At 68.7% G+C, this 15,974-nt stretch carries 29 protein-coding genes; all 29 read left to right on the top strand.

Going from position 1 to position 15,974, the window contains the following annotated elements:
- The first annotated feature begins 4 nt into the window (after positions 1–4).
- The 29 genes from rplC to rpsD all read left to right on the top strand — a co-directional run bounded on the left by rplC (position 5) and on the right by rpsD (position 15,923).
- Positions 5–670, top strand: coding sequence for a 50S ribosomal protein L3 (rplC, locus tag CLT72_RS17945; RefSeq protein WP_101412801.1), 666 nt, complete (start codon positions 5–7; stop codon positions 668–670).
- Entirely contained in the window at positions 667–1,317 is a 651-nt protein-coding gene (rplD, locus tag CLT72_RS17940) for a 50S ribosomal protein L4 (RefSeq protein WP_101412800.1), read from the top strand. Before rplC ends, rplD begins: the two co-directional genes overlap by 4 nt.
- Positions 1,314–1,616 carry a 50S ribosomal protein L23 gene (gene rplW, locus CLT72_RS17935; protein ID WP_088998352.1) on the top strand — a complete coding sequence of 101 codons (303 nt, stop codon included), beginning with the start codon at positions 1,314–1,316 and terminating at the stop codon, positions 1,614–1,616. The genes rplD and rplW overlap by 4 nt, the downstream gene beginning before the upstream one ends.
- A 12-nt stretch (positions 1,617–1,628) precedes the next feature.
- Positions 1,629–2,468 (top strand): 50S ribosomal protein L2, encoded by an 840-nt coding sequence (gene rplB, locus CLT72_RS17930; RefSeq protein ID WP_088998353.1) that lies wholly within the window; start codon positions 1,629–1,631, stop codon positions 2,466–2,468.
- Between the two features lie 12 nt (positions 2,469–2,480).
- Complete coding sequence (rpsS, locus tag CLT72_RS17925; protein WP_013735950.1) at positions 2,481–2,762, top strand: 30S ribosomal protein S19; 282 nt, start codon at positions 2,481–2,483, stop codon at positions 2,760–2,762.
- Between the two features lie 40 nt (positions 2,763–2,802).
- Positions 2,803–3,270, top strand: coding sequence for a 50S ribosomal protein L22 (rplV, locus tag CLT72_RS17920; protein ID WP_088998354.1), 468 nt, complete (start codon positions 2,803–2,805; stop codon positions 3,268–3,270).
- Entirely contained in the window at positions 3,270–4,127 is an 858-nt protein-coding gene (gene rpsC / locus CLT72_RS17915) for a 30S ribosomal protein S3 (RefSeq protein ID WP_088998355.1), read from the top strand. Before rplV ends, rpsC begins: the two co-directional genes overlap by 1 nt.
- Positions 4,128–4,130: 3 nt before the next feature.
- A complete protein-coding gene (gene rplP / locus CLT72_RS17910; protein WP_007465292.1) occupies positions 4,131–4,556 on the top strand; it encodes a 50S ribosomal protein L16 in 426 nt (141 codons plus the stop codon).
- Positions 4,556–4,792 carry a 50S ribosomal protein L29 gene (gene rpmC, locus CLT72_RS17905; protein WP_007073028.1) on the top strand — a complete coding sequence of 79 codons (237 nt, stop codon included), beginning with the start codon at positions 4,556–4,558 and terminating at the stop codon, positions 4,790–4,792. Before rplP ends, rpmC begins: the two co-directional genes overlap by 1 nt.
- Positions 4,789–5,064 carry a 30S ribosomal protein S17 gene (rpsQ, locus tag CLT72_RS17900; RefSeq protein ID WP_088998356.1) on the top strand — a complete coding sequence of 92 codons (276 nt, stop codon included), beginning with the start codon at positions 4,789–4,791 and terminating at the stop codon, positions 5,062–5,064. The genes rpmC and rpsQ overlap by 4 nt, the downstream gene beginning before the upstream one ends.
- Before the next feature lie 97 nt (positions 5,065–5,161).
- Positions 5,162–5,530 (top strand): 50S ribosomal protein L14, encoded by a 369-nt coding sequence (rplN, locus tag CLT72_RS17895; protein WP_007465279.1) that lies wholly within the window; start codon positions 5,162–5,164, stop codon positions 5,528–5,530.
- The gene (rplX, locus tag CLT72_RS17890) at positions 5,527–5,847 is read left to right on the top strand and encodes a 50S ribosomal protein L24 (RefSeq protein ID WP_172896341.1); all 321 of its coding nucleotides are present in this window, start codon (positions 5,527–5,529) and stop codon (positions 5,845–5,847) included. The genes rplN and rplX overlap by 4 nt, the downstream gene beginning before the upstream one ends.
- The gene (rplE, locus tag CLT72_RS17885; protein WP_088998357.1) at positions 5,847–6,416 is read left to right on the top strand and encodes a 50S ribosomal protein L5; all 570 of its coding nucleotides are present in this window, start codon (positions 5,847–5,849) and stop codon (positions 6,414–6,416) included. Before rplX ends, rplE begins: the two co-directional genes overlap by 1 nt.
- Position 6,417: 1 nt before the next feature.
- Positions 6,418–6,603 (top strand): type Z 30S ribosomal protein S14, encoded by a 186-nt coding sequence (locus CLT72_RS17880; RefSeq protein WP_088998358.1) that lies wholly within the window; start codon positions 6,418–6,420, stop codon positions 6,601–6,603.
- A 116-nt stretch (positions 6,604–6,719) separates the two neighbouring features.
- The gene (gene rpsH, locus CLT72_RS17875) at positions 6,720–7,127 is read left to right on the top strand and encodes a 30S ribosomal protein S8 (RefSeq protein ID WP_013288624.1); all 408 of its coding nucleotides are present in this window, start codon (positions 6,720–6,722) and stop codon (positions 7,125–7,127) included.
- 16 nt (positions 7,128–7,143) lie between these two features.
- The gene (gene rplF / locus CLT72_RS17870; RefSeq protein ID WP_101412799.1) at positions 7,144–7,686 is read left to right on the top strand and encodes a 50S ribosomal protein L6; all 543 of its coding nucleotides are present in this window, start codon (positions 7,144–7,146) and stop codon (positions 7,684–7,686) included.
- A complete protein-coding gene (rplR, locus tag CLT72_RS17865) occupies positions 7,683–8,072 on the top strand; it encodes a 50S ribosomal protein L18 (RefSeq protein WP_088998360.1) in 390 nt (129 codons plus the stop codon). The genes rplF and rplR overlap by 4 nt, the downstream gene beginning before the upstream one ends.
- A 33-nt stretch (positions 8,073–8,105) precedes the next feature.
- Entirely contained in the window at positions 8,106–8,720 is a 615-nt protein-coding gene (gene rpsE / locus CLT72_RS17860) for a 30S ribosomal protein S5 (protein WP_007073019.1), read from the top strand.
- Entirely contained in the window at positions 8,720–8,902 is a 183-nt protein-coding gene (rpmD, locus tag CLT72_RS17855; protein ID WP_012015110.1) for a 50S ribosomal protein L30, read from the top strand. Before rpsE ends, rpmD begins: the two co-directional genes overlap by 1 nt.
- Complete coding sequence (gene rplO / locus CLT72_RS17850) at positions 8,902–9,345, top strand: 50S ribosomal protein L15 (RefSeq protein WP_101412798.1); 444 nt, start codon at positions 8,902–8,904, stop codon at positions 9,343–9,345. Before rpmD ends, rplO begins: the two co-directional genes overlap by 1 nt.
- A 233-nt stretch (positions 9,346–9,578) precedes the next feature.
- A complete protein-coding gene (gene secY / locus CLT72_RS17845; protein ID WP_088998362.1) occupies positions 9,579–10,907 on the top strand; it encodes a preprotein translocase subunit SecY in 1,329 nt (442 codons plus the stop codon).
- Complete coding sequence (locus CLT72_RS17840; protein WP_091627746.1) at positions 10,908–11,561, top strand: adenylate kinase; 654 nt, start codon at positions 10,908–10,910, stop codon at positions 11,559–11,561.
- Positions 11,562–11,655: 94 nt separating this feature from the next.
- On the top strand, positions 11,656–12,507 hold the full coding sequence (gene map, locus CLT72_RS17835; protein WP_101412797.1) for a type I methionyl aminopeptidase: 852 nt from the start codon (positions 11,656–11,658) through the stop codon (positions 12,505–12,507).
- A gap of 92 nt (positions 12,508–12,599) precedes the next feature.
- Positions 12,600–13,268: a DUF1707 SHOCT-like domain-containing protein gene (locus tag CLT72_RS17830; RefSeq protein ID WP_199184594.1), complete on the top strand. Its 669-nt coding sequence runs from the start codon at positions 12,600–12,602 to the stop codon at positions 13,266–13,268.
- A gap of 517 nt (positions 13,269–13,785) precedes the next feature.
- On the top strand, positions 13,786–14,007 hold the full coding sequence (infA, locus tag CLT72_RS17825; RefSeq protein ID WP_007073013.1) for a translation initiation factor IF-1: 222 nt from the start codon (positions 13,786–13,788) through the stop codon (positions 14,005–14,007).
- A gap of 93 nt (positions 14,008–14,100) precedes the next feature.
- Positions 14,101–14,214, top strand: coding sequence for a 50S ribosomal protein L36 (gene rpmJ, locus CLT72_RS17820; RefSeq protein WP_012184307.1), 114 nt, complete (start codon positions 14,101–14,103; stop codon positions 14,212–14,214).
- 263 nt (positions 14,215–14,477) lie between these two features.
- Positions 14,478–14,858, top strand: a complete 381-nt coding sequence (gene rpsM / locus CLT72_RS17815; RefSeq protein ID WP_088998365.1) for a 30S ribosomal protein S13 — start codon at positions 14,478–14,480, stop codon at positions 14,856–14,858.
- Positions 14,859–14,875: 17 nt separating this feature from the next.
- Positions 14,876–15,283 (top strand): 30S ribosomal protein S11, encoded by a 408-nt coding sequence (gene rpsK / locus CLT72_RS17810; RefSeq protein ID WP_014440747.1) that lies wholly within the window; start codon positions 14,876–14,878, stop codon positions 15,281–15,283.
- A gap of 13 nt (positions 15,284–15,296) precedes the next feature.
- Positions 15,297–15,923: a 30S ribosomal protein S4 gene (rpsD, locus tag CLT72_RS17805; protein ID WP_088998366.1), complete on the top strand. Its 627-nt coding sequence runs from the start codon at positions 15,297–15,299 to the stop codon at positions 15,921–15,923.
- Positions 15,924–15,974 lie beyond the last annotated feature (51 nt).

Genomic DNA, 15,974 nt, shown 5'->3' with positions numbered 1-15,974 from the left:
ACAAATGGACAGGCAAGTCAAGGGGATCCTGGGCGCAAAGCTCGGCATGACCCAGGTCTGGGACAACAACCGTGTTGTCCCGGTGACCGTGGTCGAGGCCGGCCCGTGCGTCATCAGCCAGGTTCGTAGCGCCGACAAGGACGGTTACTCCGCGGTCCAGCTGGCGTACGGCACGATCGACCCGCGCAAGGTCAAGAAGCCGATCAGCGGGCACTACGCGAAGGCCGACGTCGCGCCGCGGCGCCACATCGTCGAGCTGCGCACGAGCGACGCCGCCGACTACTCGCTGGGCCAGGAGGTCACGGTCGAGGAGTTCCCGGCGGGGATGTCGATCGACGTGACCGGCAAGACCAAGGGCAAGGGCTACGCCGGCCCGATGAAGCGGCACGGCTTCCACGGTCTGCGTGCCAGCCACGGTGTCGAGCGCAAGCACCGCTCGCCCGGCTCCATCGGCGCCTGCGCCACCCCGGGTCGTGTCTTCAAGGGCACCCGGATGGCCGGCCGGATGGGTGGCGTGCGCTACACCGTCCAGAACCTGACCGTCCAGGCGGTCGACACCGAGAACAACCTCCTGCTCGTCCGTGGCGCCATTCCCGGCCCCAAGGGCGCGCTGGTCCTGGTCCGTACCGCGGCCAAGACCAAGGCGAAGAAGGGCGGTGCGGCCAAGTGACCACCGTTGACGTCCTCACCGTCGAAGGCTCCAAGAGCGGCTCCGTCGAGCTGCCCGCCGACATCTTCGACGTCCAGGCGAACGTCGCGCTGATGCACCAGGTCGTGGTGGCTCAGCTCGCGGCTGCCCGGCAGGGCACGCACAAGGTCAAGACCCGCGGCGAGGTCGCCGGCGGCGGCAAGAAGCCGTACAAGCAGAAGGGCACCGGTCGCGCCCGGCAGGGCTCGATCCGCGCGCCGCAGTTCGCCGGCGGTGGCGTCGTGCACGGCCCCGTGCCGCGCGACTACAGCCAGCGGACCCCGAAGAAGATGAAGGCCGCCGCCCTGCGTGGCGCCCTCTCCGACCGGGCCCGCGCCGGGCAGGTGCACGTCGTCGAGGCGTTCGTCTCGGGCGAGAAGCCGTCGACGAAGGCCGCTCTGGCCACGCTGGCGAAGCTGACCGAGGCCCGTCGGGTCCTGGTCGTGCTGAGCAGCACCGACGAGCTGAACTGGGTGTCGCTGCGCAACGAGCCGCGGGTGCACCTGATCGAGGCCGGCCAGCTCAACACGTACGACGTGCTGGTGGCCGACGACGTGGTCTTCACCAAGGACGCCCTGGACGAGTTCCTGGGTGTTCCCGCCGAGACCACCGAGGAGGGTGGCAAGTGAGCACGATCGCCGACCCGCGCGACATCATCGTGGCGCCGGTCGTCTCGGAGAAGAGCTACAGCGAGCTGAACCGCAACTGGTACACCTTCCTGGTGCACCCGGACGCGAACAAGACCGAGATCAAGATCGCGATCCAGCAGATCTTCGACGTCCGCGTCCTGACGGTCAACACGCTCAACCGCCAGGGCAAGCGCAAGCGGACCAAGACCGGTTTCGGGCAGCGTAAGGCCACCAAGCGGGCGATCGTGAAGCTGGCTGACGGTGACCGTATCGAGGCCTTCGGCGGCCCGGTCAGCTGAGGGGTGTAGACAATGGCTATCCGTAAGTACAAGCCGACGACGCCGGGCCGGCGTGGCTCCAGCGTCGCCGACTTCGCTGAGATCACCCGGTCGACGCCCGAGAAGTCGCTGCTGGCTCCGCTGCCGAAGAAGGGCGGGCGTAACGCCCACGGCCGGATCACCACGCGGCACCACGGTGGCGGTCACAAGCGCCAGTACCGTCTGATCGACTTCAAGCGGGTCGACAAGGACGGCGTGCCGGCGAAGGTCGCCCACATCGAGTACGACCCGAACCGCACCGCGCGCATCGCGCTGCTGCACTACGCCGACGGCGAGAAGCGCTACATCATCGCGCCGAAGGACCTGAAGCAGGGCGACCGCGTCGAGTCCGGCCCGGGCGCCGACATCAAGCCCGGCAACAACCTGCCGCTGCGCAACATCCCGGTCGGTACCACCATCCACAACGTGGAGCTGCGTCCGGGTGGCGGCGCCAAGCTGGCCCGCTCGGCCGGCGTCGGCATCCAGCTGCTCGGCCGTGAGGGCGTGTACGCGACCCTGCGTATGCCGTCCGGCGAGATCCGGCGGGTCGACGTCCGCTGCCGCGCCAGCATCGGCGAGATCGGCAACGCCGACCAGTCGAACATCAACTGGGGCAAGGCCGGCCGCATGCGGTGGAAGGGCAAGCGCCCGACCGTCCGTGGTGTCGCGATGAACCCGGTCGACCACCCGCACGGTGGTGGTGAGGGTAAGACCTCCGGTGGTCGCCACCCGGTCAACCCGCAGGGTAAGCCCGAGGGCCGCACCCGTCGTAAGGGCCAGCCGAGTGACCGGCTGATCGTCCGCCGCCGCTACGCCACGCGTAAGCGCGGCTGAGGGAGATAAGACATGCCTCGCAGCCTGAAGAAGGGCCCGTTCATCGACGACCACCTGCTCAAGAAGGTGGAGACGCAGAACGAGAAGGGCTCGAAGAACGTCATCAAGACCTGGTCGCGGCGCTCGACGATCATCCCGGAGATGCTGGGCCACACGATCGCCGTGCACGACGGACGCAAGCACGTCCCGGTGTTCGTGACTGAGGCGATGGTCGGGCACAAGCTCGGCGAGTTCGCGCTGACCCGCACGTTCAAGGGTCACGAGAAGGACGACCGGAAGAGCCGTCGGCGCTGACGCCGCGGGCATACGGATAGAGGAACAAGGGGTTACAGCGATGCCAGGAAAGGGCGACGCTCCGGTGCTTCCGGGCGCGCGGGCGGTTGCGCGGCACGTGCGCATCTCGCCGATGAAGGCGCGCCGGGTGGTCAACCTCGTCCGCGGCCTGCCCGCGAAGGAGGCGCTCACGGTGCTGCAGTTCGCGCCGCAGGCTGCGAGCGAGCAGGTGTACAAGGTGCTCGCTAGCGCGATCGCCAACGCGGAGAACAACGAGCGGCTGGACCCCGACGCGCTGCTCGTCAGCGAGGCGTACGTCGACGAGGGCCCGACCATGAAGCGGTTCCAGCCGCGGGCGCAGGGCCGGGCGTACCGGATCCGCAAGCGCACCTGCCACATCACCGTCGCGGTCGAGGCGGTGGCGCCGGCCGCGCCGAAGAAGGCGGCCGCGAAGAAGGCGGCCCCGGCGAAGCAGGCGGAGCCGGCCGAGACGGCCGAGACGCAGAGCAAGACGGAGGGCGCCGAGTAATGGGTCAGAAGGTTCACCCGCACGGGTTCCGGCTCGGCATCTCGACCGACTGGAAGTCCCGCTGGTTCGCGGACAAGCTCTACAAGGACTACATCGGCGAGGACGTCAAGATCCGCCGCATGATGTCCAAGGGCCTCGAGCGCGCCGGCATCTCCAAGGTCGACATCGAGCGCACCCGGGACCGGGTCCGCGTCGACATCCACACCGCCCGGCCGGGCATCGTCATCGGCCGTAAGGGTGCGGAGGCCGACCGGATCCGCGGCGAGCTCGAGAAGCTGACCGGCAAGCAGGTCCAGCTGAACATCATCGAGGTGAAGAACCCCGAGTCGGACGCGCAGCTCGTCGCACAGGGTGTGGCCGAGCAGCTCTCCAGCCGGGTCAGCTTCCGTCGGGCGATGCGCAAGGCCATGCAGTCCGCGATGAAGAACCCGGTCTGCAAGGGCATCCGGGTCCAGGTCTCGGGCCGACTCGGCGGCGCCGAGATGAGCCGGACCGAGTTCTACCGCGAGGGCCGGGTCCCGCTGCACACGCTGCGGGCCAACATCGAGTACGGCTTCTTCGAGGCCCGTACGAGCTTCGGCCGGATCGGCGTGAAGGTCTGGATCTACAAGGGCGACGCGGTGCCGGGTCGCGAGACCCCGGCCGAGGCGCCGTCGCGCCCGCGCCGTGACCGTGGCGACCGTCCGGAGCGGCCGCGCCGTGGTCGGTCCGGCTCGTCCGGCACGACCGCCGGCGGGACCGAGGCCGGCAGGGCCGCCGCCGCGACGACCATCGCGCAGCAGGCCGAGACGCCGAGTGGTGACGCGGTGGATCCCGCCGCCGTCGCCGCCGCGGCAGAAACTCAGCAGGAGGGCTGACAGATGCTGATGCCGCGCAAGCCCCCGAAGGGCTTCCGCAAGCCGCACCACCCGGACCGCAGTGGCGCGTCCAAGGGTGGTAACCGGGTGGTGTTCGGCGAGTTCGGGATCCAGGCTCTCGAGCCGGCGTACGTGACCAACCGCCAGATCGAGTCGGCGCGTATCGCGATGACCCGCCACATCAAGCGTGGTGGCAAGGTCTGGATCACGATCTTCCCGGACCAGGCTCTCACCAAGAAGCCGGCCGAGACCCGGATGGGTTCCGGTAAGGGTTCGCCCGAGTGGTGGGTCGCCAACGTCAAGCCGGGGCGGGTTCTCTTCGAGATGTCCTTCCCCAACGAGCAGATCGCGCGAGAGGCGATGCGTCGCGCGATCCACAAGCTCCCGATGAAGTGCCGCATTGTTACGCGCGAAGTGGGTGAATCCTGATGGCAGCGGGCGTTAAGGCCTCCGAGCTGCGTGAGCTCTCCGAGGAGGAGCTGGTCACGAAGCTGCGTGAGGCCAAGGCGGAGCTGTTCAACCTCCGCGTGCAGGCCGCGACCGGCCAGCTGGACAACAACCGGCGGTTGCAGGTCATCCGTCGGGAGATCGCCCGGATCTACACGATCATGCGTGAGCGCGAGCTGGGTCTCTCGGCCGCGCCGACTGAGGTGACTGCATCATGAGCGAGAACACCACCGCCGCCGCGCGGGCCCGCCGCAAGGTGCGTGAGGGCCTCGTGGTCAGCGACAAGATGGAAAAGACCGTCGTCGTCGAGGTCGAGGACCGGGTCAAGCACGCGCTGTACGGCAAGATCATGCGCCGTACCAGCAAGTTGAAGGTGCACGACGAGCAGAACACCGCCGGCATCGGCGACCGGGTCCTGATCATGGAGACCCGGCCGCTGTCCGCCACGAAGCGGTGGCGGCTCGTGGAGATCCTGGAAAAGGCCAAGTAGCGAAGGCTCGAGCTCGCCCGGCGTCTGTCGGGCGCGGGTTCCGCCAGGCTCCGGCCGCCGAGCGCGGCCGGAGAACCGGCAGACATAGGAGATAGACGTGATTCAGCAGGAGTCGCGACTGCGCGTCGCCGACAACACGGGTGCCCGGGAGATCCTGTGCATCCGGGTTCTCGGTGGCTCGGGTCGGCGCTACGCGAGCATCGGCGACGTCATCGTGGCCACCGTCAAGGACGCGATCCCCGGTGCCGGTGTGAAGAAGGGCGACGTCGTCAAGGCCGTCGTCGTTCGCACCGCCAAGGAGCGGCGGCGGCCGGACGGTTCGTACATCCGCTTCGACGAGAACGCCGCCGTCATCATCAAGGACGGCGGGGACCCGCGCGGTACCCGTATCTTCGGCCCGGTGGGCCGGGAGCTGCGGGACAAGCGGTTCATGAAGATCATCTCTCTCGCGCCGGAGGTGTTGTGACCGTGAAGGTCAAGAAGGGCGACACGGTCGTCGTCATCGCCGGCAAGGACAAGGGTGCCAAGGGCAAGGTCATCGCGGCCTACCCGCGGCAGGACAAGGTCCTGGTCGAGGGCGTGAACCGGGTCAAGAAGCACACCCGCATCAGCACCACCCAGCGTGGCGCCAAGACCGGTGGCATCGTCACCCAGGAGGCCCCGATCCACGTCTCGAACGTGCAGGTCCTGGACTCCGACGGCAAGCCGACCCGCGTCGGTTACCGGATCGACGAAAACGGCCAGAAGGTCCGCATCGCGCGTAGCACCGGTAAGGACCTGTGATGACCACGGCTACCGAAACCAAGACCATGCCGCGCCTCAAGGAGCGGTACCGCAACGAGATCGTGGCGCAGCTGCAGGAGCAGCACCAGTACGGCAACCCCATGCAGGTGCCGCGGCTCGTCAAGATCGTCGTCAACATGGGTGTCGGCGAGGCCGCCCGGGACGCCAAGCTGATCGACGGCGCCGTGCGGGACCTGGCCACCATCACCGGCCAGAAGCCGCAGGTACGGCGGGCGACCAAGTCCATCGCGCAGTTCAAGCTCCGCGAGGGCATGCCGATCGGCGCGAAGGTGACCCTTCGCGGCGACCGGATGTGGGAGTTCCTGGACCGGCTGCTGTCGATCGCGCTGCCGCGTATCCGTGACTTCCGTGGCCTGGACGGGCGCAAGCTCGACGGGCACGGCAACTACACGTTCGGTCTGACCGAGCAGTCGGTGTTCCACGAGATCGACCAGGACAAGATCGATCGGCAGCGGGGCATGGACATCACGGTGGTCACGACCGCCACGACCGACGACGAGGGCCGGGCGCTGCTCAAGCTCCTGGGCTTCCCGTTCAAGGAGAACTGAGATGGCCAAGAAGGCGCTGATCCACAAGGCGGCCGCGAAGCCGAAGTTCTCGGTTCGCGCGTACACCCGCTGCCAGCGGTGCGGGCGTCCCAAGGCGGTCTACCGCAAGTTCGGTCTCTGCCGGGTCTGCATCCGGGAGATGGCCCACCGCGGTGAGCTGCCGGGCGTTTCCAAGGCTTCCTGGTAAGGGCGACCGCGTCCCGGCATCGCGCCGGGACCCTTGCACCGATCACGTATTGCTCTTCGCCGTAGGCCCGGGGCTTGAGGCCCCGGGAACCCCGGCGAGAAAGGCTGACGAAATCCATGACGATGACCGACCCGATCGCAGACATGCTCACGCGTCTGCGTAACGCCAACCAGGCGTACCACGACCGGGTGACGATGCCCTACTCGAAGATCAAGGCGAACATCGCCGAGGTCCTCAAGGCCGAGGGCTACATCGCCACCTGGTCGGTCGAGGAGCCCGAGGAGGGCGCCGTCGGCAAGCGACTGGTCGTCGAGCTGAAGTACGGCCAGAACCGGGAGCGGAGCCTGGCCGGCATCAAGCGCGTGTCCAAGCCCGGTCTGCGGGTTTACGCCAAGTCGGACGGGCTCCCGCGGGTGCTCGGCGGGCTGGGCGTGGCGATCATTTCGACGTCCCAGGGGCTGCTCACCGACCGGCAGGCCCGCAAGCGGAGCGTTGGCGGGGAAGTCCTCGCCTTCGTCTGGTAACGGGAGACAGGTAGAAATGTCGCGTATTGGACGTAAGTCGATCCCGGTGCCAGCCGGCGTCGACATCACGATCGACGGGCAGACCGTCAAGGTCAAGGGCCCGAAGGGCGAGCTCTCGCACACCCTGGCCGAGCCGATCACGATCGACCGGGCCGAGGACGGGCAGCTGAACGTCAACCGCCCGAACGACGAGCGCAAGGCCAAGGAACTGCACGGCCTCAGCCGTACCCTGGTCGCCAACATGATCGTCGGCGTCACCGAGGGCTACCGCAAGAGCCTGGAGATCGCCGGCACCGGTTACCGCGTGACCGCCAAGGGCAAGGACCTGGAGTTCGCGCTCGGGTTCTCGCACCCGGTGCACGTGCCCGCGCCGGACGGCATCACCTTCACGGTGGAGAAGCCGACGCTGTTCCACGTGGCCGGCATCGACAAGCAGCTCGTCGGTGAGGTTGCCGCCAACATCCGGAAGATCCGCCCGCCGGAGCCCTACAAGGGCAAGGGCGTGAAGTACCAGGGCGAGGTCATCCGCCGCAAGGCTGGAAAGGCAGGTAAGAAGTGAGCGCCACGCTGCTCAAGCGCCGCCGCGGCGTCGCCGCCAAGCGTGCCGTCGGGCGTGCGCGCCGGCACTTCCGGGTCCGCAAGAACGTCAGCGGCACCGCCGAGCGCCCCCGCCTCGTGGTCACCCGCTCCCTGCGGCACATCGTCGCCCAGATCGTGGACGACACCAAGGGGCACACCCTGGCGTCGGCCTCGACCCTGGACGCCTCGCTGCGCGGCACGGAGGGCGACAAGAGCGCCCTGGCCGGCAAGGTCGGCGCGCTGCTCGCCGAGCGGGCCAAGGCCGCCGGCGTCTCCAAGGTCGTCTTCGACCGCGGTGGCAACCGGTACGCGGGGCGGGTCGCCGCGCTTGCCGACGCCGCCCGCGAAGCCGGGCTCGAGTTCTAGAAACCCCGTCACGAGAGAGAAGGAAGGCTGCTGATGCCAGGTCAACAGCGCCGTGGCGGCGGGTCCGGTGGCAACGAGGGTGGTCGCCGCGACAACCGCCGTGAGGGCGGCCGCGGAAACGCGCCCGTCGAGAAGACCCCGCACCTCGAGCGGGTCGTCGCGATCAACCGCGTCGCCAAGGTCGTGAAGGGTGGTCGTCGCTTCAGCTTCACCGCCCTGGTGATCGTGGGCGACGGCGACGGCACCGTCGGTGTGGGCTACGGAAAGGCCAAGGAGGTGCCCGCGGCGATCGCCAAGGGCGTCGAGGAGGCCAAGAAGCACTTCTTCAAGGTGCCGCGTATCGCCTCCTCCATCCCGCACCCGGTGACGGGTGAGGCGGCGGCCGGCGTGGTGCTGCTCAAGCCGGCTTCCGCCGGTACGGGTGTCATCGCCGGTGGTCCGGTGCGCGCCGTGCTGGAGTGCGCGGGTATCCACGACGTGCTCTCCAAGAGCCTCGGTTCGTCGAACCCGATCAACATCGTGCACGCCACCGTGGCGGCGCTGAAGGGGCTCGAGTCCCCCGAGGCCGTCGCCGCCCGTCGTGGTCTGCCGGTCGAGGACGTCGCGCCGGCCGCCATGCTGGCGTCGCGGGCGGGGGTGGCTTCCTGATGGCTCGCCTGAAGGTCACCCAGGTCCGGTCCGAGATCGGGACCAAGCAGAACCAGCGTGACTCGCTGCGTTCGCTCGGTCTCAAGCGGATCAACGACGTGGTGGTCAAGGAGGACCGTCCGGAGATCCGCGGCATGATCTTCACGGTCAACCACCTCGTGAAGGTCGAGGAGGTCGAGTAATGACGATCAAGGTCCACCACCTGCGCCCGGCGCCCGGTGCCAAGACCGCGAAGACCCGCGTGGGTCGCGGTGAGGGCTCCAAGGGCAAGACCGCCGGTCGCGGTACCAAGGGCTCCAAGGCCCGCAAGAACATCTCGGCGGCGTTCGAGGGTGGGCAGATGCCCATCCACATGCGCCTGCCGAAGATGAAGGGCTTCAAGAACAAGTTCAAGGTGGTCTTCCAGGTGGTCAACCTGGACCGGCTCGCCGAACTGTTCCCGAACGGCGGCCAGGTCGGCCCCGTCGAGCTGGTCGAGGCCGGCGCGGTCCGTAAGGGCCACCCGGTCAAGGTCCTCGGCACCGGGGACCTGGGCGGGGTCGCTCTCCAGGTGTCGGCGCACGCGTTCAGCGCGTCGGCCAAGGAGAAGATCACCGCCGCCGGTGGCTCGGTCACCGAGCTGTAAGGGCTGTACGACCGTGGCGCCCGCTCAGTTGTCGAAACTGGGCGGGCGCCATGGTCTGCCTGGCATGTGTGCGCCGGGTAACATCGGATTCGGTTTATGTAGCCGGGCACATCTGCCCGGACCGGGATCGGGCTGTTAGAGTCCCTTCCCAGCCATGGATATCGGGCACTCGCCCGGCACCCACCCGCCCCGCCAGGGATCACCGGCGGCCCGCCTCGCGCAGGAGGAAGAAGTTGCTGTCCGCCTTTCTCAGTGCGTTCCGTACGCCTGACCTGCGCAAGAAGCTGCTGTTCACAGTAGGCATCATCGCGGTCTACCGGCTCGGGGCGACGCTGCCCAGCCCGGGTGTCTCGTACGGCAACGTCCAGAAGTGCATCGACGCCATGGAGAACGGCTCCACCGGCGTGATGAACCTGCTCAACCTCTTCTCCGGCGGAGCGCTGCTGCAGCTCTCGGTCTTCGCGCTGGGCATCATGCCCTACATCACCGCGTCGATCATCCTGCAGCTGCTGACCGTGGTGATCCCCCGGCTGGAGCAGCTCCGCAAGGAGGGCCAGTCCGGCCAGGCGAAGATCACCCAGTACACCCGCTACCTGACCCTGGGCCTGGGTGTCCTCCAGGCGTCGGCGTTCGTGGCGCTGGCCCGCTCCGGGCAGCTCTTCAACAACCAGTGCGACCAGTTCCCGATCATCCCCGAGGGGACCGGGATCCCGGACTGGCTGACCCTCAGCCTCCTGGTCATGACCATGACCGCCGGCACCGGCGTGGTGATGTGGCTCGGCGAGCTGATCACCGACCGGGGTGTCGGCAACGGCATGTCCGTCCTGATCTTCACCTCGATCGCCGCCCGGCTTCCCAGCGAGGGCTGGCAGATCAAGCAGACGGGCGGCTGGGGCAAGTTCCTGCTCGTCATCGCGCTGGTCCTGGTGGTCATCACGGCGGTCACCTTCATCGAGCAGGCGCAGCGCCGCATCCCGGTGCAGTACGCCAAGCGCATGATCGGCCGGCGGATGTACGGCGGCACCTCGACCTACATCCCGCTGAAGGTCAACCAGGCGGGTGTCATCCCGGTCATCTTCGGCTCGTCGCTGCTCTACCTGCCCCAGCTGGCGCTGCAGTTCTTCGACCAGAACGACCCGGGCAAGACCCAGACGTGGATCCAGAACAACCTGGTCGACCCGACCAGCCCGATCTACATCGCGGTCTACTTCCTGCTGATCATCTTCTTCACGTACTTCTACGTCTCGATCACGTTCAACCCGACCGAGGTCGCGGACAACATGAAGAAGTACGGCGGCTTCGTGCCGGGCATCCGCCCCGGCAAGCCGACCGCCGACTACCTCGACTTCATCCTCAGCCGGATCACGCTGCCCGGCGCCCTCTACCTGGGCATCATCTCGATCCTGCCGAACTTCTTCTTCATCTGGCTGGACAAGCAGCAGTACCTGAACTTCCCGTTCGGCGGCACCGCTGTGCTGATCATGGTCGGCGTCGGTCTGGAGACCACGAAGCAGATCGAGAGCCAACTCATGCAGCGGAACTACGAAGGGTTCCTGCGGTAGATGAGACTCGTTCTGGTTGGCCCGCCGGGTGCGGGCAAGGGCACGCAGGCCGAGTTCATCGCCGCGCACCTCTCGGTCCCGAAGATCTCGACCGGTGACATCTTCCGGTCGAACGTCTCGCAGGGCACGCCGCTCGGCGTCGAGGCGAAGCGCTACATGGACGCCGGCGAGCTGGTGCCCGACGAGGTCACCATCAACATGGTGCGGGACCGGCTCGCCGAGCCGGACGCCTCGGAGGGCTTCCTGCTCGACGGTTTCCCGCGGACCACGCCGCAGGCCGCCGCGCTGGACAAGCTCCTCGCCGACCTCGGCACCGCGCTGGATCTGGTGCTGGAGCTGGTCGTCGACGACGACGAGGTGATCCGGCGGCTCTCCGGCCGGCGTACCTGCCGGGGGTGCGGCAAGATCTGGCACGTCGAGTTCGACGCCACCTCGCGCGAGGGCATCTGCGACCGGTGCGGCGCCGAGCTGTTCCAGCGCGACGACGACAAGCCGGAGACCATCGCCACCCGCCTGCGGGAGTACGCGGACAAGACCGCCCCGCTGGTCGACTACTACGGCGCCCAGGGCAAGCTGGTGGGCATCGACGCCACCGGCCCGGTGGAGGACGTCACGGTCCGCGCCATCGACGCCCTGCGGTCGTACGGCGGCTGACGTCCCGCCGGGATCCCGGCGGATAGAGTGCGAAGAGCGGGGTACGCGCGACGTGCCCCGCTCTTCGGCATCGGCAACGAAAGGTAACGGCTCCATGCGTCGTCCCCAGCTGGACATCCAGCTGAAGACCCCTGACCAGATCGAGAAGATGCGCGCCGCCGGGCTGGTGGTCGCCGAGGCGCTGCGTCGGATGCGGGAGGCGGTCGCCCCCGGGGTCAGCACCGCCGACCTGGACGCCATCGCCGAGTCGACCATCCGCGAGGCGGGTGCCGTCCCCTCGTTCAAGGGCTACCACGGCTTCCCCGCGTCGATCTGCTCGTCCGTCAACGAGCAGGTCGTGCACGCGATCCCGTCGGCGCAGCAGGTGCTCCGCGACGGCGACCTGATCTCCATCGACTGCGGTGCCGTGCTCGACGGCTGGCACGGCGACGCCGCCATCACCGCCGGCGTGGGCGAGGTCGACCCGGCGCTGCTGAAGATGGCGTCGGTGGCCGAGGACGCCATGTGGGCGGGCATCGCGGCGGCGGCCCGCGGCGCGGCCAGCGGCAAGGGCCGGCTCACCGACATCTCGCACGCCGTGGAGGACGCGGTCCGCAAGGGCGGGCGCTACGGCATCGTCGACGGCTACGGCGGGCACGGCATCGGCACCGAGATGCACCAGGACCCGCACGTGCTCAACCACGGGCGGCCTGGCAAGGGACCGCGCCTGGTGCCGGGCATGGCGCTGGCCATCGAGCCGATGATCACGATGGGCTCGCCCCGGACGGTCGAACTCTCCGACGGCTGGACCGTGATCACCCGGGACCGGTCGATGGCGGTGCACGTCGAGCACACGATGGCGCTGCTTCCGGACGGCGTCTGGGTGCTGACCGCGCCGGACGGCGGACGCGCCCGGCTGGGCGAACTGGTCACCTCCCGCCAGCCGGCCGACTCGCCCGCGCGCTGAGCCCCGATCCGCCGCCCGTGCCGGCGCCCGAGCCGCCCGGAGCGGTCGGCGCGGCAAGCCCCGGGTGGAGGGGCGGTGGCATGCTTGCGGGCATGGAGGGACGCGACGGGATGCGGGCCGCCGACGCCGACCGCCAGGCGGTGGCGGAGCGGCTGCGGGTGGCCGTCGACGAGGGCCGGCTGGACCTGCACGAGTACGACGAGCGGTTGCAACGGGCGTACGCCTCGCGTACGTACGGCGAGTTGGACGCGCTGGTGACCGACCTGCCGGCCCCGGCGGCTCCGGCGGCGTCGGAGCTCGCCACGAGACCGGACGCCGTCCCCGCCCTGTCGGACGCCGTCCCCGCGCGGCCGGAAGGTGCCCGGTCGTCGTCGGTGACGGCCCGGTGGCTGGCCGAGGTCTGGCTGCCGTACCTGCGGGTGATCGCGATCGTGGTGACCGTCTGGGCGGTCACGTCCGCGCTCTCCACGGATCTGCTCTACTTCTGGCCCGCCTGGGTGGCCGGCCCGTGGGGAGGGGTGCTCCTGGTGCGCACGGTCGCCGGGCTCGTCGGTGGGGAGCCGCAGCGGCAGGCCGAGCAGCGGGAGCGGCGGCGCGAGCGCCGGCGGGCGAAGCGGGCGCGCAAGCGGGAGCTGGCTGCCGCCGAGGGGAACACCCGCGACCCGGAGCAGCCCCTGCCGCCGGCGGCCAGCGAGGAGCGCGTGGACCGGGAGCTGCCGGCCGCCAGCGAGGAGCGCCAAGGGCCGGTGTCGGCCGCCTAGGTCTGCTTCACGACCGTGACTGGCTGCGCCGGACCTCGACGGCTGGCGGTGTGGTCTCCGCGTCGCGATACCGCACAGGTATTTTTATGCCCAGCAGGTATCAGCCGTTGGGCGGCACTGGTTCATCGGGTCACGCGCCTTCCACAGCTTCAGGCGCCTCTCACGTCAGAACGCCGCCAGGATGCCTCCCGGACCCCACCACTTCTGAAACGCACCGTAGGGCGGAGGCGCGTACCGATAGCGGCCGTCCAGCGAAAACACCAGCGCGGCGGTCGGCGCGGAGGGGTTAATGGGCCGTTCTGTCCGATCCGACGCACCGATTTCCGGCCGGTTTGGCGACGGCCCGCAGGCGGGCGTACACTTTCTGATCGGCGCACAGCGTCCACTCCGGCATGCCCACCCTGCGCTTCGGTGGGAGTCGGAGCCGCGGCTGGCGCGGGCCATTCGATCTTGATCGGCGGTCCGTGTAAGACGTTGTGGGCCGTCCGGAGTAACCGACGTCAGGACAGCGGAGTACATGCCGAAAAAAGACGGAGCCATCGAGATCGAGGGTCGGGTCATCGAGCCCCTGCCGAACGCCATGTTCCGGGTGGAGCTCGCGAACGGCCACAAGGTGCTGGCTCACATCAGCGGCAAGATGCGGCAGCACTACATCCGTATCCTGCCGGAGGACCGGGTCGTCGTCGAACTCTCGCCGTACGACCTGACCCGCGGGCGCATCGTCTACCGCTACAAGTAAGCCTGACGACGGCCGGGACGTCCCCGTGTCCGTCTTCGACGTCCGGTGTCGCGCCTCGGCGCGTCGTCGGGCCAGATGGGAAGTAAGGCAACCGTGAAGGTCAAGCCGAGCGTCAAGAGGATCTGCAACAAGTGCCGGGTCATCCGCCGGCACGGCCGGGTCATGGTGATCTGCACCGACCCGCGCCACAAGCAGCGCCAGGGCTGAACCAGTTCCGCCCGACCGTGTGACAGCGGTCGGTCGACACCGGTCCAGGCCGCAGATCCAGACAACGAATCACATGCTCGTTCCAGCCGCGAGCGGTGCGCAGCGCGTACCTCATCGTGGTTGACCCCCGGTCGGAGGCCGGGGCCCGCTCGGGCAGCGACCGTCCCCGGTCGCCGGCGCACGACGCCGGTGGCGGAACGGTCGGTAGCGGGGTGGGACGGGTCCACACCTCCGCCAGAACATCACGAGGAGTACGCCCGCACATGGCACGTCTAGTCGGCGTCGACCTCCCCCGCGAGAAGCGGATGGAGATCGCGCTCACCTACATCTTCGGCGTGGGTCGCACCCGGGCCCTGGAGACGCTCTCTGCCACCGGCATCTCGCCGGACAAGCGCGTCCGGGACCTCACGGACGAGGAGCTGGTCCAGCTCCGCAACCACATCGAGGGCAACTACAAGGTTGAAGGCGACCTGCGCCGCGAGGTCGCCGCTGACATCCGCCGCAAGGTCGAGATCGGCTGCTACGCCGGCATCCGGCACCGCCGGGGCCTGCCCGTGCGTGGCCAGCGGACCAAGACCAACGCCCGGACCCGCAAGGGCCCGAAGCGGACCGTCGCCGGCAAGAAGAAGCCCGGCAAGAAGTAATAGGAGCGCACAGACTTATGCCACCGAAGGCTCGTGCCGGAGCCGCCGTCAAGAAGGTCCGGCGCAAGGAACGCAAGAACGTCGCCCACGGGCAGGCGCACATCAAGAGCACCTTCAACAACACCATCGTGTCCATCACGGACCCGACCGGTGCGGTCATCTCCTGGGCCTCGTCCGGCCAGGTGGGCTTCAAGGGCTCCCGCAAGTCGACTCCGTTCGCCGCGCAGCTGGCCGCCGAGGCCGCCGCTCGTCGGGCCATGGAGCACGGCATGCGCAAGGTCGACGTGTTCGTCAAGGGCCCCGGCTCCGGCCGGGAGACCGCCATCCGTTCGCTGCAGGCCGCCGGTCTCGAGGTCGGACAGATCTCCGACGTCACCCCGCAGCCGCACAACGGGTGCCGTCCGCCCAAGCGTCGTCGGGTCTGAGAGGTAGAGAGAGATGGCTCGTTACACCGGTGCTGACTGCCGCCGTTGCCGGCGGGAGAAGATGAAGCTGTTCCTCAAGGGCAGCAAGTGCGATGGCCCGAAGTGCCCGTTCGAGTCCCGGCCGTTCCCGCCCGGACAGCACGGCCGTGGCCGCACGAAGGAGACGGAGTACCTGCTCCAGCTCCGTGAGAAGCAGAAGGCCCGCCGCGTGTACGGCGTGCTGGAGAAGCAGTTCCGCGGCTACTACGAAGAGGCCGTCGGCAAGAAGGCCAAGACCGGTGAGGTTCTCCTTCAGATCCTCGAGTCGCGGCTGGACAACGTGGTCTACCGGGCCGGCTACGCCAAGTCCCGCGACATGGCCCGCCAGCTGGTCAAGCACGGCCACTTCACCGTGAACGGCAAGAAGGTCGACATCCCGTCGTACCGCGTCAAGGAGCACGACATCATCGAGGTCCGGGGCAAGAGCAAGGAGCTCACCCCGTTCATCGTGGCGCAGGCCGAGGCCGGCTCGAAGTCGGTTCCGGCGTGGCTGGAGGCTATCCCCAGCCAGATGAAGGTGCTCGTGCACTCGCTCCCGGCCCGCCAGGTCATCGACACGCAGGTCCAGGAGCAGCTGATCGTCGAGCTCTACTCCAAGTAGTCGGAGCTCGTTGCGGTGGCCCGTCCTTCCGGGGCGGGCCACCGGAACAGT

The sequence above is a fragment of the Micromonospora sp. CNZ309 genome (assembly GCF_002846525.1).
Note: the sequence above shows the minus strand (reverse complement) of the source record. Positions and strands in the feature narration are given on the sequence as shown.

What these genes read in the sequence shown, in the direction of transcription:
- rplB (WP_088998353.1), top strand. Translation starts at nt 1,629, where the DNA reads ATGGCTATCCGTAAGTACAAGCCGACGACGCCGGGCCGGCGTGGCTCC.
- rplO (WP_101412798.1), top strand. Translation starts at nt 8,902, where the DNA reads ATGACGATCAAGGTCCACCACCTGCGCCCGGCGCCCGGTGCCAAGACC.
- rplP (WP_007465292.1), top strand. Translation starts at nt 4,131, where the DNA reads ATGCTGATGCCGCGCAAGCCCCCGAAGGGCTTCCGCAAGCCGCACCAC.
- rpsS (WP_013735950.1), top strand. Translation starts at nt 2,481, where the DNA reads ATGCCTCGCAGCCTGAAGAAGGGCCCGTTCATCGACGACCACCTGCTC.
- CLT72_RS17830 (WP_199184594.1), top strand. Translation starts at nt 12,600, where the DNA reads ATGGAGGGACGCGACGGGATGCGGGCCGCCGACGCCGACCGCCAGGCG.
- rpsC (WP_088998355.1), top strand. Translation starts at nt 3,270, where the DNA reads ATGGGTCAGAAGGTTCACCCGCACGGGTTCCGGCTCGGCATCTCGACC.
- rpsH (WP_013288624.1), top strand. Translation starts at nt 6,720, where the DNA reads ATGACGATGACCGACCCGATCGCAGACATGCTCACGCGTCTGCGTAAC.
- rpsD (WP_088998366.1), top strand. Translation starts at nt 15,297, where the DNA reads ATGGCTCGTTACACCGGTGCTGACTGCCGCCGTTGCCGGCGGGAGAAG.
- rplF (WP_101412799.1), top strand. Translation starts at nt 7,144, where the DNA reads ATGTCGCGTATTGGACGTAAGTCGATCCCGGTGCCAGCCGGCGTCGAC.
- rplE (WP_088998357.1), top strand. Translation starts at nt 5,847, where the DNA reads ATGACCACGGCTACCGAAACCAAGACCATGCCGCGCCTCAAGGAGCGG.
- CLT72_RS17880 (WP_088998358.1), top strand. Translation starts at nt 6,418, where the DNA reads ATGGCCAAGAAGGCGCTGATCCACAAGGCGGCCGCGAAGCCGAAGTTC.
- rpsK (WP_014440747.1), top strand. Translation starts at nt 14,876, where the DNA reads ATGCCACCGAAGGCTCGTGCCGGAGCCGCCGTCAAGAAGGTCCGGCGC.
- infA (WP_007073013.1), top strand. Translation starts at nt 13,786, where the DNA reads ATGCCGAAAAAAGACGGAGCCATCGAGATCGAGGGTCGGGTCATCGAG.
- CLT72_RS17840 (WP_091627746.1), top strand. Translation starts at nt 10,908, where the DNA reads ATGAGACTCGTTCTGGTTGGCCCGCCGGGTGCGGGCAAGGGCACGCAG.
- map (WP_101412797.1), top strand. Translation starts at nt 11,656, where the DNA reads ATGCGTCGTCCCCAGCTGGACATCCAGCTGAAGACCCCTGACCAGATC.
- rplV (WP_088998354.1), top strand. Translation starts at nt 2,803, where the DNA reads ATGCCAGGAAAGGGCGACGCTCCGGTGCTTCCGGGCGCGCGGGCGGTT.
- rpsE (WP_007073019.1), top strand. Translation starts at nt 8,106, where the DNA reads ATGCCAGGTCAACAGCGCCGTGGCGGCGGGTCCGGTGGCAACGAGGGT.
- rpmD (WP_012015110.1), top strand. Translation starts at nt 8,720, where the DNA reads ATGGCTCGCCTGAAGGTCACCCAGGTCCGGTCCGAGATCGGGACCAAG.
- rpsM (WP_088998365.1), top strand. Translation starts at nt 14,478, where the DNA reads ATGGCACGTCTAGTCGGCGTCGACCTCCCCCGCGAGAAGCGGATGGAG.
- rpsQ (WP_088998356.1), top strand. Translation starts at nt 4,789, where the DNA reads ATGAGCGAGAACACCACCGCCGCCGCGCGGGCCCGCCGCAAGGTGCGT.
- rplC (WP_101412801.1), top strand. Translation starts at nt 5, where the DNA reads ATGGACAGGCAAGTCAAGGGGATCCTGGGCGCAAAGCTCGGCATGACC.
- rpmC (WP_007073028.1), top strand. Translation starts at nt 4,556, where the DNA reads ATGGCAGCGGGCGTTAAGGCCTCCGAGCTGCGTGAGCTCTCCGAGGAG.